General features: G+C 63.4%; 13 protein-coding genes. 7 read left to right on the top strand and 6 right to left on the bottom strand.

What is annotated here, in order from left to right; genetic code table 11:
- Window positions 1–5 precede the first annotated feature (5 nt).
- A complete protein-coding gene (gene rimO / locus DKW65_RS06700; RefSeq protein ID WP_111656522.1) occupies window positions 6–1,370 on the top strand; it encodes a 30S ribosomal protein S12 methylthiotransferase RimO in 1,365 nt (454 codons plus the stop codon).
- Between the two features lie 18 nt (window positions 1,371–1,388).
- Here the strand turns inward: rimO and DKW65_RS06695 are convergent, their stop codons facing one another.
- On the bottom strand, window positions 1,389–2,690 hold the full coding sequence (locus tag DKW65_RS06695; protein ID WP_245932412.1) for an ABC1 kinase family protein: 1,302 nt from the start codon (window positions 2,688–2,690) through the stop codon (window positions 1,389–1,391).
- A 113-nt stretch (window positions 2,691–2,803) separates the two neighbouring features.
- Here DKW65_RS06695 and DKW65_RS06690 point away from each other — a divergent pair, with 113 nt between their 5' ends.
- The 3 genes from DKW65_RS06690 to DKW65_RS06680 are packed head-to-tail and all read left to right on the top strand — an operon-like array spanning window position 2,804 to window position 6,560.
- Complete coding sequence (locus tag DKW65_RS06690; RefSeq protein ID WP_111656521.1) at window positions 2,804–3,433, top strand: class I SAM-dependent methyltransferase; 630 nt, start codon at window positions 2,804–2,806, stop codon at window positions 3,431–3,433.
- A gap of 54 nt (window positions 3,434–3,487) precedes the next feature.
- Entirely contained in the window at window positions 3,488–5,872 is a 2,385-nt protein-coding gene (gene lon / locus DKW65_RS06685) for an endopeptidase La (RefSeq protein ID WP_111656520.1), read from the top strand.
- Window positions 5,853–6,560 carry an RluA family pseudouridine synthase gene (locus tag DKW65_RS06680; RefSeq protein ID WP_111656519.1) on the top strand — a complete coding sequence of 236 codons (708 nt, stop codon included), beginning with the start codon at window positions 5,853–5,855 and terminating at the stop codon, window positions 6,558–6,560. The genes lon and DKW65_RS06680 overlap by 20 nt, the downstream gene beginning before the upstream one ends.
- Here DKW65_RS06680 and DKW65_RS06675 read toward each other — a convergent pair.
- Both DKW65_RS06675 and DKW65_RS06670 read right to left on the bottom strand, forming a co-directional pair.
- Window positions 6,557–7,375, bottom strand: a complete 819-nt coding sequence (locus DKW65_RS06675) for an SDR family oxidoreductase (RefSeq protein WP_111656518.1) — start codon at window positions 7,373–7,375, stop codon at window positions 6,557–6,559. The genes DKW65_RS06680 and DKW65_RS06675 overlap by 4 nt on opposite strands.
- A gap of 1 nt (window position 7,376) precedes the next feature.
- Entirely contained in the window at window positions 7,377–8,045 is a 669-nt protein-coding gene (locus DKW65_RS06670) for a hypothetical protein (protein WP_111656517.1), read from the bottom strand.
- Between the two features lie 164 nt (window positions 8,046–8,209).
- Here DKW65_RS06670 and DKW65_RS06665 point away from each other — a divergent pair, with 164 nt between their 5' ends.
- The gene (locus DKW65_RS06665; RefSeq protein WP_111656516.1) at window positions 8,210–8,881 is read left to right on the top strand and encodes a TetR/AcrR family transcriptional regulator; all 672 of its coding nucleotides are present in this window, start codon (window positions 8,210–8,212) and stop codon (window positions 8,879–8,881) included.
- Window positions 8,882–8,887: 6 nt separating this feature from the next.
- On the opposite strand, the gene DKW65_RS06660 is transcribed toward DKW65_RS06665, so the two are convergent.
- Entirely contained in the window at window positions 8,888–9,208 is a 321-nt protein-coding gene (locus DKW65_RS06660; protein ID WP_111656515.1) for an SET domain-containing protein, read from the bottom strand.
- Window positions 9,205–9,840, bottom strand: coding sequence for a peptide-methionine (S)-S-oxide reductase MsrA (msrA, locus tag DKW65_RS06655; RefSeq protein WP_111656514.1), 636 nt, complete (start codon window positions 9,838–9,840; stop codon window positions 9,205–9,207). The genes DKW65_RS06660 and msrA overlap by 4 nt, the downstream gene beginning before the upstream one ends.
- A gap of 101 nt (window positions 9,841–9,941) precedes the next feature.
- Between msrA and DKW65_RS06650 the strand changes: the two genes are divergently transcribed.
- On the top strand, window positions 9,942–11,603 hold the full coding sequence (locus tag DKW65_RS06650; protein ID WP_245932411.1) for an ABC1 kinase family protein: 1,662 nt from the start codon (window positions 9,942–9,944) through the stop codon (window positions 11,601–11,603).
- Between the two features lie 19 nt (window positions 11,604–11,622).
- Window positions 11,623–12,987 (top strand): M48 family metalloprotease, encoded by a 1,365-nt coding sequence (locus DKW65_RS06645; RefSeq protein ID WP_111656512.1) that lies wholly within the window; start codon window positions 11,623–11,625, stop codon window positions 12,985–12,987.
- A gap of 501 nt (window positions 12,988–13,488) precedes the next feature.
- On the opposite strand, the gene nfuA is transcribed toward DKW65_RS06645, so the two are convergent.
- The gene (nfuA, locus tag DKW65_RS06640) at window positions 13,489–14,109 is read right to left on the bottom strand and encodes a Fe-S biogenesis protein NfuA (RefSeq protein WP_111656511.1); all 621 of its coding nucleotides are present in this window, start codon (window positions 14,107–14,109) and stop codon (window positions 13,489–13,491) included.
- Between the last annotated feature and the right edge of the window lie 18 nt (window positions 14,110–14,127).

The raw sequence follows: 14,127 nt of genomic DNA, 5'->3' as shown, positions 1-14,127 counted from the left end.
CCCCGATGTCCAGCCACAGCAGCCACCCCGATAACAAGGCCCCCGGTCACCCGCCCCCCGGCAAAGTCGGCTTTATCAGCCTGGGCTGCCCGAAGGCACTGGTGGATTCCGAACGCATCCTGACTCAGCTGCGCACCGAAGGTTATGAGGTGGTGCCCACCTATGAGGATGCCGATGTGGTGGTGGTCAACACTTGCGGCTTTATTGATGCCGCCAAGGCGGAATCCCTGGAAGCCATTGGCGAAGCCATCAGCGAAAACGGCAAGGTGATTGTCACCGGCTGCATGGGCGTGGAAGAAGACAACATCCGCAAGGTGCACCCGCAGGTACTGTCGGTCACCGGCCCCCAGCAGTACGAACAGGTGGTCAATGCCGTGCATCAGGTCGTGCCGCCACGCGCCGATCACAACCCGTTCCTGGATCTTGTGCCGCCGCAGGGTATCCGCCTGACACCGCGCCATTACGCCTATCTGAAGATTTCCGAGGGCTGCAACCACAGCTGCAGCTTCTGCATCATTCCCAGCATGCGCGGCAAGCTGGTCAGCCGTCCGGTGGGCGATGTACTCGACGAAGCCGAGCGGCTGGTCAAGGCCGGCGTACAGGAGTTGCTGGTGATTTCCCAGGACACCAGCGCTTACGGCGTTGACCTGAAATACCGCACCGGTTTCTGGCAGGGCATGCCGGTGAAAGCGCGCATGCTCGAACTATGTCAGGCCCTGGGGCAGATGGGCGTCTGGGTGCGTCTGCATTACGTCTATCCCTATCCCCACGTGGATGACATCATCCCGCTGATGGCCGAAGGCCGTATCCTGCCCTATCTGGATATCCCGTTTCAGCACGCCAGCCCGCGCGTGCTCAAGGCCATGAAGCGCCCGGCCCATGCTGAAAATACGCTGGAGCGCATTCGCCGCTGGCGCGAGATCTGCCCGGATATCACCCTGCGCAGCACCTTTATCACCGGCTTTCCCGGCGAAACCGATGACGACTTTGAAATGCTGCTGGACTGGCTGGAAGAAGCCGAACTGGACCGGGTGGGCTGCTTCACCTACTCGCCCGTGGACGGCGCCCCGGCCAACGCCCTGCCCGACCACGTCCCCGAAGAGGTCGCTGCCGAACGCCAGGAGCGTTTCATGAACGTGCAGGCGCGCATCAGCCAGCGACGGCTGGCACGCAAAGTCGGCCAGGAGATCGAGGTACTGATCGACGAGGTGACCGAGGACGGCGCCGTGGGCCGCTCGCGGGCCGACGCCCCCGAGATCGACGGCCTGGTCTATCTCGATGGCGCCGTGGACCTGCGCCCGGGGCAACGGGTCAAGGCCCGCGTCAGTGACAGTGACGAACATGACCTCTGGGCACAGCTGTTGCGCTGATCGGTTGTCGCCGGACGGTCAGCGGCGCCGCTCCGGCGGCGTCCAGTCGAACGGCACCCCATAGGCCATCATCAGCCCGCCCAGCGTAATGAGCACGCGGGAAATGCCGATATAGGAATCCGGAATCTGGATGCGCTGCGCCCGCAGTGCATCTTGCAAGGATTGCAGCGCCTGCACCGGATGCTCGCGATTGAGCTGATCCGTCAGCACATAGCTTGAGAGCTGTTCCAGAGTTTCGGTATCACCGCCGACAAATCCGGCCTCGCGAAACAGCGCCGCCATATCAACCTCGCCCTCGAAGCCCAGCAGGCCGTACAACAAACGGGAGTAACGGCGCACCTCATCCGGCGTCAAGCGCCCGACCACGCCATAATCCAGAATCGTGATGGTGCCCTGCTCGTCCACCAGAAAATTACCGGGATGCGGATCGGCCTGATAAAGACCAAAGCGGGTCACCTGTTGCAGGTAGCTGCCCACCAGACGGCCCAGCAGCGAAGCGGCCTGATCGGGATGCTGCGCCAGATGATCGCGCAGGCGCTGCCCGTGCACCCAGCCTGTCACCAGCGTGGCCTCGCCTGACAGGGCGTCATACAGCCGGGGAACCTGAATACCCGGCGGGTGCGGCAATCTGGCGAAACGGCGCAGATTCTCGGCTTCGTTGCGAAAATCCAGTTCCGTGGCGGTCATCGTCAGCAATTGTTCGGTGATCTGGATGATATCCAGCTCGCGCACCAGTGGCGCTATCAACCGTGCCAGCAGGCGAAACAGGCTGGCATCCTGATCGAATTGCGCCGCGACGTCCGGCAAACGCACCTTGACCGCCACCTCTTCCCCCGAGGTCAGCCTGGCGCGATGCACCTGGGCGATAGAGGCCGTGGCCACCGGCACCAGATCAAACGCCTCGAAATGGCGCGTCCAGTCCTCCCCCCAGGTACTGACCAGCGCGGGCTTGAGCTGATCAAAATGCACCACCTGGGCATCATTCTGCAGCGGTGCCAGGGCATCGATGTACGCCTGCGGCAATATATCGGGTCGACAGCTCAGAAACTGGGCAGCCTTGACCCAGGTGGCACCATTACGCCGGCACAGGCGTGCGACCCGCTCGGCCGCATCACGGTGCGCCTGCTCCAGCGTCCGTGCCTGGCTGGTTTTCATGCGTCCGTAGATCGCCAGTACTTCAGCGAAGGTGGTCAAGGCACGCAGGTAGCGCCCGCGACCACTGATCAGCCCACCCAGCGCACGACCGCCGAGGACGGCTGAACGTCCGAGATTGCTCCTGATAGTGCGATTGTTGTCCGCCAACGGGGACTCCATCTTCATTATTTTGCCTGCATTCTAGCCAAGTCGGTGGGTGCAGGGCAGATTCACTGTTGAACAATCCGCAACGACTTCGTAAGGTTTTATGCTTTCCGCCCATCCGCAGAGGGGTCCGCATGGCGGCCAGCAGCAAGACCAGCGAGAAATTGATCCGCACCCGCAGCCTCACCATCCTCAAGAACAGCCACCCGGAGATCCGCCGCCTCAAGCGCGAAGCGCATGCGCCGTCGATCCATGGCCACAAGGTCTGGAACTCCAGTTTCGTGGTCATGGACTATTTGCGCCGTCAGCGCCCGCCCCAGGGCAGCCACCTGATGGATATCGGTTGCGGCTGGGGCATTCTCGGCATCTATGCGGCAAAGAAGCTCGGGCTGAAGGTCACTGGCGTGGACGCCGATGCCGACGTATTGCCTTATCTGGCCCTGCACGCCGACCTCAACGGCGTCGAGGTGACACCGATGCAGCGCCGTTTCGAGAAAATGACCAGGCGTGATTTCGAGGGTGTACACACCCTGGTGGGGGCCGATGTCTGCTTCTGGGATGAACTGACACCCGTGCTGTTCAAGATGATCCGCCGTGCCCGCAAGGCCGGCGTCCAGCGCATTATCATTGCCGACCCCGGCCGCGCGCCCTTCTACGCACTGGCCGAGCAATGCGCCGAGGCCTTCGCCGGCGAGATACACGAGTACCGGACCGCGCACCCGAAACCGGCCAGCGCCGACCTGCTGATCATCGACGCCTCTTGAATTTCCCGCACGCATCGCCATCTTTGCAGGACTGGACCCTCAGGGATTGCGAGCATGCGAGACGATTCAGACCTGCAACAGGAACACGAGACGACCGGTCATGCGCTGATGTTGCCGGACCAGGCCAGGCCACAGCGCATCTACCTGCTGCCTGTGACACAACGGCCCTTCATGCCCGGCCTGGTACAACCTGTGCTGTTCAGCCAGGAACACTGGCAAAGCACCGTCGAGCGGGTCAGCAAGACACCGCACCATGCCCTTGGCCTGATCTACACGGGCAGTGAAGCCAGTGATCACCTGGACCCGGATGCCCTGCCGGAATTCGGTTGCCTGGTGCGAGTGCACAATGCCGCCAACGAGGACGACACCCTGCAACTGGTTGTCCAGGGCATCTCCCGCTTCCGTATTACCGGCTGGCTCAGCCGCAAACCGCCATTTCTGGTGGAAGTGGAATACCCCGAACCCGACGCGCGCGATGCCGATGAAGACGCAATCAAGGCCTACGCGCTGGCCATCATCAATACCATCAAGGAGCTGCTGCCGCTGAATCCCCTGTATAACGAGGGGTTGAAGGCCTATCTGCAGAATTTCAGCCCGCGCGAACCGTCTCCGCTGACCGATTTCGCCGCCGCCCTGACCACCGCCAGCGGCGACGAGCTGCAGGCCGTACTGGATACCGTGCCGCTGCTCAAGCGTATGGAGAAGGTACTCGTGTTGCTGAAAAAGGAAGTCGAGGTCGCCCGCCTGCAAGGCAGCATCAACGAACAGGTCAACGAGAAAATCTCCAGTCAGCAGCGCCAGTTCTTCCTGCGCGAACAACTCAAGGTGATCCAGAAAGAGCTTGGCCTGGCCAAGGACGATCGCACCGCCGACGCCGAGGAGTTCCGCTCGCGTATCGAAACGCTGCAGCTCCCCGAAGCCGTCCAGCGACGCTTCGATGACGAACTGCGCAAGCTCTCGGTGCTGGAGACCGGCTCGCCGGAGTACGGCGTGACCCGCAATTATCTGGACTGGCTCACGCAGGTGCCATGGGGCCATTACAGCGATGACAATCTGGATCTGAAGCACGCGCGCAAGGTGCTTGAGCAGCACCATGCCGGGCTCGACGACGTCAAGGACCGCATCATCGAATTCCTCGCTGTCGGCGCCATGCGGGGCGAGATGCGTGGCGCCATCGTGCTGCTGGTCGGCCCACCCGGCGTCGGCAAGACCAGTATCGGTCGCGCCATTGCCGAATCCCTGGGGCGCACCTTTTACCGCCTGAGCCTGGGCGGCATGCGCGACGAAGCCGAAATCAAGGGGCACCGGCGCACCTATATCGGCGCCCTGCCCGGCAAGCTGGTGCAAGCGCTGAAAGACAGCGGTACCAGCAACCCGGTCATCATGCTCGACGAGATCGACAAGCTCGGTCAGTCGTTCCAGGGCGACCCGGCATCGGCGTTGCTGGAGGTGCTGGACCCGGAGCAGAACAACCAGTTTCTCGACCACTATCTGGATCTGCGTGTGGACCTCTCGCGCGCCCTGTTCGTGTGTACGGCCAACACCCTGGACAGCATTCCCGCCCCGCTGCTGGACCGCATGGAGGTCATCCGCCTGGCGGGTTACATCACCGATGAAAAAGTCACCATTGCCCGGCACCACCTGTGGCCACGAGCGCTGGAGCGCGCTGGCGTCAAACCGTCGCAGCTGAAGATATCGGACGCGGCCCTGCGCCAGATCGCAGACGGCTACGCCCGTGAAGCCGGGGTCCGCAACCTGGAAAAGCAGCTGAACAAGATCGTCCGCAAGGCAGCCGTGCAACTGCTTGATGGGCACAAGGCCATCTCGGTGTCCGGCAAGAATCTGGAAGATTTTCTTGGCATGCCCTACTTCCGCCCGGAAACGCCGCAGCGCGGCGTGGGCGTCGTAACCGGCCTGGCCTGGACCTCCCTGGGCGGCGCCACCCTGTCGGTGGAAGCGAGCCATGTGCACGCCCACGCGCGGGGTTTCCGCCAGACCGGACAGCTCGGAGATGTGATGCGCGAATCGAGTGAGATCGCGTACAGCTATGTCAGCGGCCATATCACCGACTTTGGCGGCAAGCCGGACTGGTTCAAGGATGCCTTCATCCATCTGCATGTCCCGGAAGGCGCCACACCCAAGGATGGCCCCAGCGCCGGTGTGACCATGGCCACCGCGCTGATCTCGCTGGCCTGCCATCGCCCGCTCAAACGCAAGATTGCCATGACCGGCGAGTTGACCCTGACCGGACAGGTGCTGGCGGTGGGCGGCATCCGCGAGAAAGTGATCGCCGCGCGCCGCGCCGGGATTCGCGAACTGGTGCTGCCGGAAGCCAACCGGCGAGACTACAACGAACTCCCGGAGCATCTGCGCGCCAGGATGACCGTACACTTCGCCAGCCACTACCAGGCCGTGTACGATGCCGTCTTCGAACGTTGACCCGAACGATCCGCGGGCGATCATGGAACAGCCTTATTACATCGTGCCGCCCTGCCATGAGCCGGTGCGCACCCTGCATCGTGACGACAGCCTGTGGGTGGTGGAGAAGCCGCCCCTGCTGCTGTCGGTGCCCGGTCGTGGCCCGGAAAACCGGGATTCGGTGACGTATCGCCTGCAACAGGAAGAACCGGACACGCGCGTGGTGCACCGGCTGGATCTGGACACCTCCGGCCTGATGGTTTTTGCCATCGGTATCGAGGCCCAACGCACCCTCAACCGCGCCTTTGCCGAACGCACGGTGGACAAGGAATACACCGCCCTGGTCGATGGCCTGGTGGAGGACGACGCCGGCGAAATCACCCTGCCGATCGCGCCGGACTGGGCCAACCGGCCCCGGCAGCGTATCTGTTTCGAACGCGGCAAATCCGCGCTGACCCGCTACCACGTACTGGAACGTGACGCCCGGGCGGATTGCACCCGCCTGCAATTATTGCCCGTCACGGGCCGCTCCCATCAACTGCGCATTCACCTCCGGGAAATCGGCCACGCGATCCTGGGCTGCGATCTGTACGCCCCCCCGGACGTGCTGGCACGCAGCCCCCGTTTGCTGCTGCACGCCAGCCAGTTGGCATTCCACCACCCGCGCACGGGTGAATGGATGCGCTTCCGCAGTCCTGTACCCTTCTAGGAACGCAAGACCCGGTCCTGATACTTTCTGGTCGCTTCGTTTTTTTCCGTAATACGTTTGCGTGCGCCGACGGCGCGCTTTATCCGCTCGCCCAGACGTTCCGGCAACAGCGACTCCAGCGAACCGATGGGCGCCACCCAGCGCGGTACCGTGACTTCGGGATGGCCATGACGACACGAGGCGAGAATGGCTTTCGCCACCGTCTCGGGCGTTGTCTTGGGTACACCTCGAATGTTGAGCCCGGCGGTCAATTCGGTCTGTACCGCCGCGGGCAGCAGCGTGGTCAGGGTGACGCCACTGTCGGCAATTTCTGCACGCACGGCTCGCGACAGGCTGGCCACACCGAACTTGCTGGCGGTGTAGACCGCCGCCCCGGGAACGGTCATCTTGCCCGCCATGGAGCTGAGATTGACGATATGCCCGCGCTGACGTGCCACCATGTCGGGCAACACCAGTCGCATGCCGGTAATCACCCCGCCGAGATTGATATGAATTTCGCGCAGCTGCGCCTCCAGCGCTTGCTCGAGAAAATCCCCGGTACGCTGGATGCCGGCATTATTGACCAGCAGATCCACCGGCCCCATGGCGCGCGCGACGTCGATAAACGCGGCGAACGAATCAGGGTCCGCCACATCCAGCCGGGTTGCCGTGGCATTCGGGCCGATTTGCCGGGCGGTTTCCCGCACCAGCTCTTCATCTATATCGCCCATCACGACCCTGGCGCCTTTTTCCGCCAAGGCCCGCGCGGTGGCGGCACCAATGCCGCGGCCCGCCCCGGTGACGCAGGCCACGGCGCCTTTCAGTTCAATCGCCATATCAACCCCCTTCCTGCGGGGAACGCAAACCAAAGTAGCCCACGACCTCCCAGTGATCCCCGGTACGCAAGGTCGCACGACCGAGATAAACATCCGGGATGATCTGCACGACTTCGTCACGCGTGCGCGGCAGCACCAGAGGATTGCCATGCTGCGGAGCGTCATAGCGGATGGTGCGCACCTGCTGATGGGGGGGGAGCGGCGACGGCTCGATAACGTGCAGAAAATGGAAACCGATCAACTCACCCTTGTGCCGCTGGAATCGGTAGCCCGGCATGCAAAGCAGCGCGGCCAGGCGCGTGGCCGGTGTCAGCCGGTTGTACCCGGTACCATCACTGTCAAAGGTCTTGCCAGTCCAGCCCACACCGCCCAGGCGCTGACCCAACCGTACCAGACGGTCCACACCCGCAAGCCACAACTTGCCATACAGGTTCATCACCAACCCTTCGCAGGCACCCTGCGGACCCACAGGCACCTCGCCCTGTGCAAACAGACCATGAAGGCGGTAATGCTCACTCGGGGCCTGCAGCGTCTGGAGCCACGCCCAGGCAGCCTGCCGCGCCTGGTCGGGGTCGGATACGGCCAGTTGGCGCAGATGATCCAGCTGCCGCGCGTCATCGGCGGATGACAACGGCAAGGTATGACGGGTATTCACATGGGTGCTTGTCACGGGACAGGGCTCCTCGGGTTATGGGCGAATGTCATTGTTGGTACTGATCTGTACCAACAATGACATTCGCCCATGAGTCGTGTCAAGCTGCGGACTGGCCTTTCCTCCCACCGGGCTATACTCTGCGGCGGGTAACGAAGCGGGCAACGAAAGAGAATCTCGCCATGTCCAAACCGGTCCGCCCCTTTCTGGGCCAGTCTGCCGAAAGTCGCGTGGAAAGCCGCCGCCGTCTGCTGATGGACCAGGCCTTTGCCCTGCTCGCCGACGACCGCTGGCGGCACACCTCCATCGCTGCGCTGTGCCGCGATCTGACCCTCAACAAGCGCTATTTTTACGAGAGCTTTTCCGGGCTTGATGCGCTGGAAGACGCGGTGGTGGATGAACTGACCGCCAGCCTGCTGCAGTTGGGATTGTCCTCTGCGGGCAAGGCGCAGCAGCAAGGCCTCGATACCGACGCGCTCGCACGGCAGGTACTGGGCGATTGCCTGGCATGGCTGATCGAGGACCCTCGGCGGGCCCAGGTACTGTTCGCCAAGGCCAGCGACAACCCCCGGGCACGCCAGCAGCGCAATCGGGTCATCGCCCAACTGGCCAGGGCCCTGGCCAGCTTCGGCCTGGCCTACCATCACCCCGGCCACCCCGAACTGGCCGTGACCGACACGCACGAGCAACTGGCCGGTCTGGCCGCCTCCATGCTTATCGGTGGCACGATCGAAAGTACGTTACGCTGGCTGGACGGCGAGATCGCCCTGTCGCTGGATCAGTTTGTCGATGACATCGCGCACCTGTGGGTGGCGTTGGCCAGCGCCACTGTGGACATGGCCGTTGCCCGATAAGCCGTTTCAGTCCCAGTCATCACCGTAATGATGCAACAGCTCTTCCCCGGCACTGACGTCGCGCAGGGTTTCGACAGACAGATCTTCGTAGTAAACGGTATTCGGTTGCACCGCATGATTGATATAGCGTAGCAGGCAGGTCACGCGTACCGGCCGCTCGCCATCGTCCAGCCAGAGCACGTGAGGCCCATCCTGGCGTGCAGGCCGTGTCTTGCACACGCCGAGCACCGTGCCCGCCGGAATGTCCTGACGCGCGAACAGTCCCTTGCCGTGCACCGGTGATGAGCCGACGGTAACCAGATCATCACGAACGAACGTCTTGCTCATGGCAACATGACTCCTGTACCGCCCAGGCCGCAGTAACCGCCCGGATTCCGATCCAGATATTGCTGGTGCCAGGTTTCCGCATAATAGAATGTCGGCGCGGGCAGGATTTCCGTGGTGATCGTGCCGCGCCCGGCGCGATCCAGCGCCGCCTGGAAGCGCTGACGACTGGCTTCAGCCGCCGCCTGTTGCGCCGCATTGCAGGTGTAGATGCCGGAACGATACTGCGTCCCCACATCATTGCCCTGACGCATGCCCTGGGTCGGATCATGCCCTTCCCAGAACGCACGCAACACGGTCTGATAGCTGATCTCTGCCGGATCAAACACCACCTGCACCACTTCATTGTGCCCGGTACGGCCGCTGCAGACTTCCTCGTAAGTCGGGTTCGGCGTGTAACCGGCGGCATAGCCCACCGCCGTCACCCGCACGCCGGGCAACTGCCAGAAGCGCCGCTCCGCGCCCCAGAAGCAGCCCATGCCGAATATCGCCACTTCACAGCCCTCTGGCCAGGGCGGCTGCAAGGACAACCCGGTAATGCGATGGGGCTCCGTTACCGGCAGTGGCGTATCACGGCCAGGTAACGCCGTCTCGGGCGTTGGCATCGCGGTCTTGTCTCGACCCACTCCGAACATGCTACCTGTCTCCTACGTTTAATCACTTTCCGCAGACAACCAGTGTGGCTACCATCAGGGACACAATACAATAAATGCTAACCCGCGAAAGGAGCGAATGCGTGAGCATTCTCGATACTGGCAAGGATTTCCGGCGCGCCAACGCCCTGGCAGGCATTCTGCTGAAGTACGGGTTCGGCGACATGATCCGGCGTCTCGGCCTGGCCGCGCCGATGGAGCAGGCCGGCAAGCTGGTACGTCAGAGCATCGACCGGGAACTGCTGACCATGCCCCCGGCCGAGCGACTGCGCCGCGCGCTGGAGGAAATGGGCCCCACCTTCGTCAAACTCGGTCAGATTCTGGCCACCCGCGTGGACATGTTTCCACGCGACTGGATCGATGAATTCGAAAAACTCCAGGACAATGCCCCCGCCCTGCCCTATGACACGCTGGTACCGCTGATCGAGCGTGCCCTCGGCAAACCGGCCGACAAGGTGTTCCGCGACATCGACCCGAACCCGCTGGGCGTAGCTTCCATCGGCCAGGTCCATCGCGCCACCACCCTGCGCGGCGAGGCTGTGGTGCTGAAAATCCAGAAGCCGGGCATTCGCGACAAGATTGATTCCGACCTGCGCCTGCTCAGGCATCTGGCACGCCTGGCCGTGGACAATTCTGCTGAGCTGCGCCGCTATCGCCCGCTGGAACTGGTGCGTGAATTCGAGCGTTCGCTGGCCCGCGAACTGGATTTCACCATCGAAGCCCGCAACGCTGACCGCATCCGCAAGAACCTGCGCAAGCTCGAATGGGTCAAGGTGCCGCGCGTCTACTGGGCCTGGACCTCGCCCACCCTGAGCGTGCAGGAACTGATCGAGGGCATTCCCGCACGCCGCCTCGACAAACTCGACGAAGCCGGTGCAGACCGCCCGCTGATCGCCCGGCGCGGCGCCGAAGCCGCCTGGAAGATGGCGCTGGAAGACGGCTTCTTTCACGCTGATCCACACCCCGGCAACTTCCTGATCATGCCCGGCAACCGCATCGGCATGCTCGACTACGGCATGGTCGGCAAACTGTCACATGCCCGTCGCGAGCAGATGGTACAGATCATGAAATCGGTGGTGATGCAGGAAGCCGACGGCTGCGCCGCCGTGCTCGCCTCCTGGTCCGACGGCCAGCCCGTGAAGTACGAAGCCCTGGTCGCTGACGTCGAAGACGTGATCTCGATGTATTACGGCGTACCGCTGGCCGATCTGGATGTGACCGCCCTGCTCGCGGACATTACCGGCATGCTGCGCAACCATAATCTGGTGCTGCCGTCGGACATCGCCCTGCTGATCAAGGCGATCATCACGCTGGAAGGGTTTGGACGCCTCATTCACCCGCAATTTGATGTGATGAGTGAAGCCGAACCGTTGATCAAGCGCATGATCCGGGCGCGCTACAGCCCCACCCGACTGGCCCGCAGCCTGGGTCTGAAGGCGCTGGATGCGGTCGACCGGATCTACGCCCCGCCCGCGCCCGCCGGCACGCCGAAAAGCGAGGGCACCGGCATCGACCCGCGTCACCTGGAACGTCTGGTGGCGCGGCTGGAACGCTCGCAGTACCGGCAGGTCCAAACCCTGCTGACCGCCAGTGGCGTGCTCTGCGGCAGCCTGCTGCTGGGGCACCGGGTGGCGCCGGTATTATGGGATATTTCGTTGCCCGGCCTGCTGATCCTCATGAGCAGCGGCGTCTGGGCTGCATGGCTGCTGCTGGTGGCGCGTCGCCACTTGCGTCAATGGGACTGAACACAAACGGAACATGCCAATGAAACGTGATCGCTATACCCTGATTCGGGACGCCTCGCCGGAAGGTCTTGAGAAAAACGTGGCCAGTGGCGGCTTCAGCCGCCGGCAGATGCTGTGGCTGATGGCCCTTGCCAGTGGCGGCGTCGTCACCGGCTGCGCCGTCAACCCGGTGACCGGCCAGCGCCAGTTCATGATGATGAGCCCCGCCGAGGAAAAGGCGCTCGACCAGCAGCACTCCCCGCACCAGCTCTCCGCCGACTACGGTGTCGTCCAGGACGCGGCGCTGCGCAACTACGTCAGTGGCGTGGGCCGCCCTGTCGGCGCGGCCTCTCATCGCCCGGACATGCCCTACAGCTACAATGCCCTGAACGCCAACTACGTGAATGCCTATGCCTTCCCCGGCGGCACCATCGGCATCACCCGCGGCATCCTGCTGGAAATGGAAAGCGAAGCGGAACTCGCCGCCCTGATCGGCCATGAGGTGGCCCATGTCAGCGCTCGCCACACCGCCCAGCGGATGTCCAAGTCCACCGTCACGGGGCTGGTGGTCGCTGGTGTCGGCGCCGTACTGGCCACCCAGGTAGACGATACCCGCGCCGCCCTGGCACTGGGGCTTGGCGGCATCGCCGCGGGCGCCCTGCTGGCTCGCTACAGCCGCAGCGACGAGCGCCAGGCCGACAACCTGGGCCTGGAATACATGACCTCAGCGGGCTACAACCCGCAGGGCATGGTCGACCTGATGGACATGCTGCGCTCGATGAACAGCCGCCAGCCGTCCATGCTGGAGCAGATGTTCTCGTCCCATCCGATGAGCGATGAGCGTTACCAGACCACAAGGCGCGCGGCCGAAAACGAGTACGCCCGCTACCGCAACGCCCCCATGCACCGCGAACGCTACATGGACAACACAGCGGCCCTGCGCCGCCTGCAACCGGCCATCCGCTTGCAGCAGCAGGCGGAAACCGCCGCCGGGCAGAAGAACTTCGCCGAAGCGGAACGCCTGCTCAATGACTCACTGCGCCAGGCACCCCGGGACTACACCGGGCTGGTGCTGATGGCCAAGGTGCTGATGGTGCAGGACAAGCACAACCAGGCGAAGCCGTTCCTGGATCGCGCCATTGAGGTCTATCCGCAGGAAGCCCAGGCGCAGCATCTGGCCGGGGTCGTCGCGCTGGAGCAGGGCCAGGCACAAACCGCGCTGACGCGCTTCCAGACCTACGAGCGCCTGCTGCCAGGCAACCCGAACACGCAGTTCTTCATGGGGCTGAGTCATGAGGGGCTGGGCCAGCAACAGCAGGCCAACGAAGCCTACGAGCGCTACCTGCGCGCGGGCGGCACCGGAGAGTCGGCCAACTTTGCGCGGCAGCGGTTGAGTGGGTCCTGAGCCGGGGCTTTCCATTCTTCGTTGGCGTGGTGGTCATGGCCCTCGGGGGGTGGGTAAAGGGTTTCTGGACACGCCGTAAACCCGTCCCTGGGGGCTCTCGTTCGGCATCCATGCCTCTCGAAGGTCCAGAAACCCTTTACCCACCCCCCGAGGGCCGTCACGCGCAGCCCGGTTAACGACTTCCAGCCAACCGAGAGTTTCGTTCGTCCGGTAGGCTGGGTTGAGCGTAGCGAAGCCCGGCATCAGGCAGAATCCGCCACGAGCAAGACGGACATCATGCTGGGCTTCGCGCTGCTCAGCCCAGCCTACAAGCTACGAAGTACAGAACCGGCAGTTGGCACTGAATGAGGCCTCGGGGAGGGGGACTCCCTTCCAGAAGTGTGTGAGGCAGGAAGCCGAACGCAAGCCCCCATGGATGGGTTCACGGCGGCTTCTGGAAGGGAGTCCCCCTCCCCGAGGCCGGGCTACGGAGCACCCAACCACCCGGAAACGCCAGCCACCCTACTTGTAGTAGGCATTCTCCGTCACCGTATGATCGGTCTTGTCACGAACAGCGGCCAGCTCGGGAATGCGCTCTTTCAGCGTGCGCTCCACGCCATCACGCAAGGTCATGTCCACGGCTGAGCAGCCCTGGCAACCCCCACCGAACTCCAGCACCGCCACATTTTCCTCGGTCAGCTCGAGCAGCTGCACATTGCCACCGTGCGACGCCAGCCCCGGGTTGATCTCGGAATAGAGCACGTAGTTGATGCGCTCCTCCAGCGTCGCATCGGCGCTCAGCTCCGGCACCCGTGATTTCGGTGCGCGGAAGGTCAGCTGCCCGCCCATGGAGTCCTTCTTGTAGTCGATGACCGCATCTTCCAGGTAACGCAGGCTCTTGCCGTCCAGCCAGGCGTGGAAGCCCTCGTAGTCGTAACGCACATCGCCCTCTTCCTGCTCGCCCTCGGGGCAATACGCCATGCAGCACTCCGCATGGGGCGTGCCCGGGCGCTCGACAAAGATGCGCACACCCATCCCCGGCGAACTCTGCTTGTCCAGCAGGTCACGGAGGTATTCCTGAGCGTTGGGGGTCACGGTGATGAGGCTATCGGTCACAGACGTCTCCACTGGTCGCGCCGGCATCGGCAGCGTGCATTAATT

This window comes from Isoalcanivorax indicus (assembly GCF_003259185.1).
Taxonomy (GTDB): Bacteria; Pseudomonadota; Gammaproteobacteria; order Pseudomonadales; family Alcanivoracaceae; genus Isoalcanivorax; species Isoalcanivorax indicus.
Note: the sequence above shows the minus strand (reverse complement) of the source record. Positions and strands in the feature narration are given on the sequence as shown.

Excerpts from the sequence above, each read along its gene's own strand:
- rimO (WP_111656522.1), top strand. The coding sequence starts at position 6 with ATGTCCAGCCACAGCAGCCACCCCGATAACAAGGCCCCCGGTCACCCG.
- DKW65_RS06695 (WP_245932412.1), bottom strand. The coding sequence starts at position 2,690 with ATGAAGATGGAGTCCCCGTTGGCGGACAACAATCGCACTATCAGGAGC.
- DKW65_RS06690 (WP_111656521.1), top strand. The coding sequence starts at position 2,804 with ATGGCGGCCAGCAGCAAGACCAGCGAGAAATTGATCCGCACCCGCAGC.
- lon (WP_111656520.1), top strand. The coding sequence starts at position 3,488 with ATGCGAGACGATTCAGACCTGCAACAGGAACACGAGACGACCGGTCAT.
- DKW65_RS06680 (WP_111656519.1), top strand. The coding sequence starts at position 5,853 with ATGCCGTCTTCGAACGTTGACCCGAACGATCCGCGGGCGATCATGGAA.
- DKW65_RS06675 (WP_111656518.1), bottom strand. The coding sequence starts at position 7,375 with ATGGCGATTGAACTGAAAGGCGCCGTGGCCTGCGTCACCGGGGCGGGC.
- DKW65_RS06665 (WP_111656516.1), top strand. The coding sequence starts at position 8,210 with ATGTCCAAACCGGTCCGCCCCTTTCTGGGCCAGTCTGCCGAAAGTCGC.
- DKW65_RS06660 (WP_111656515.1), bottom strand. The coding sequence starts at position 9,208 with ATGAGCAAGACGTTCGTTCGTGATGATCTGGTTACCGTCGGCTCATCA.
- msrA (WP_111656514.1), bottom strand. The coding sequence starts at position 9,840 with ATGTTCGGAGTGGGTCGAGACAAGACCGCGATGCCAACGCCCGAGACG.
- DKW65_RS06645 (WP_111656512.1), top strand. The coding sequence starts at position 11,623 with ATGAAACGTGATCGCTATACCCTGATTCGGGACGCCTCGCCGGAAGGT.
- nfuA (WP_111656511.1), bottom strand. The coding sequence starts at position 14,109 with ATGCCGGCGCGACCAGTGGAGACGTCTGTGACCGATAGCCTCATCACC.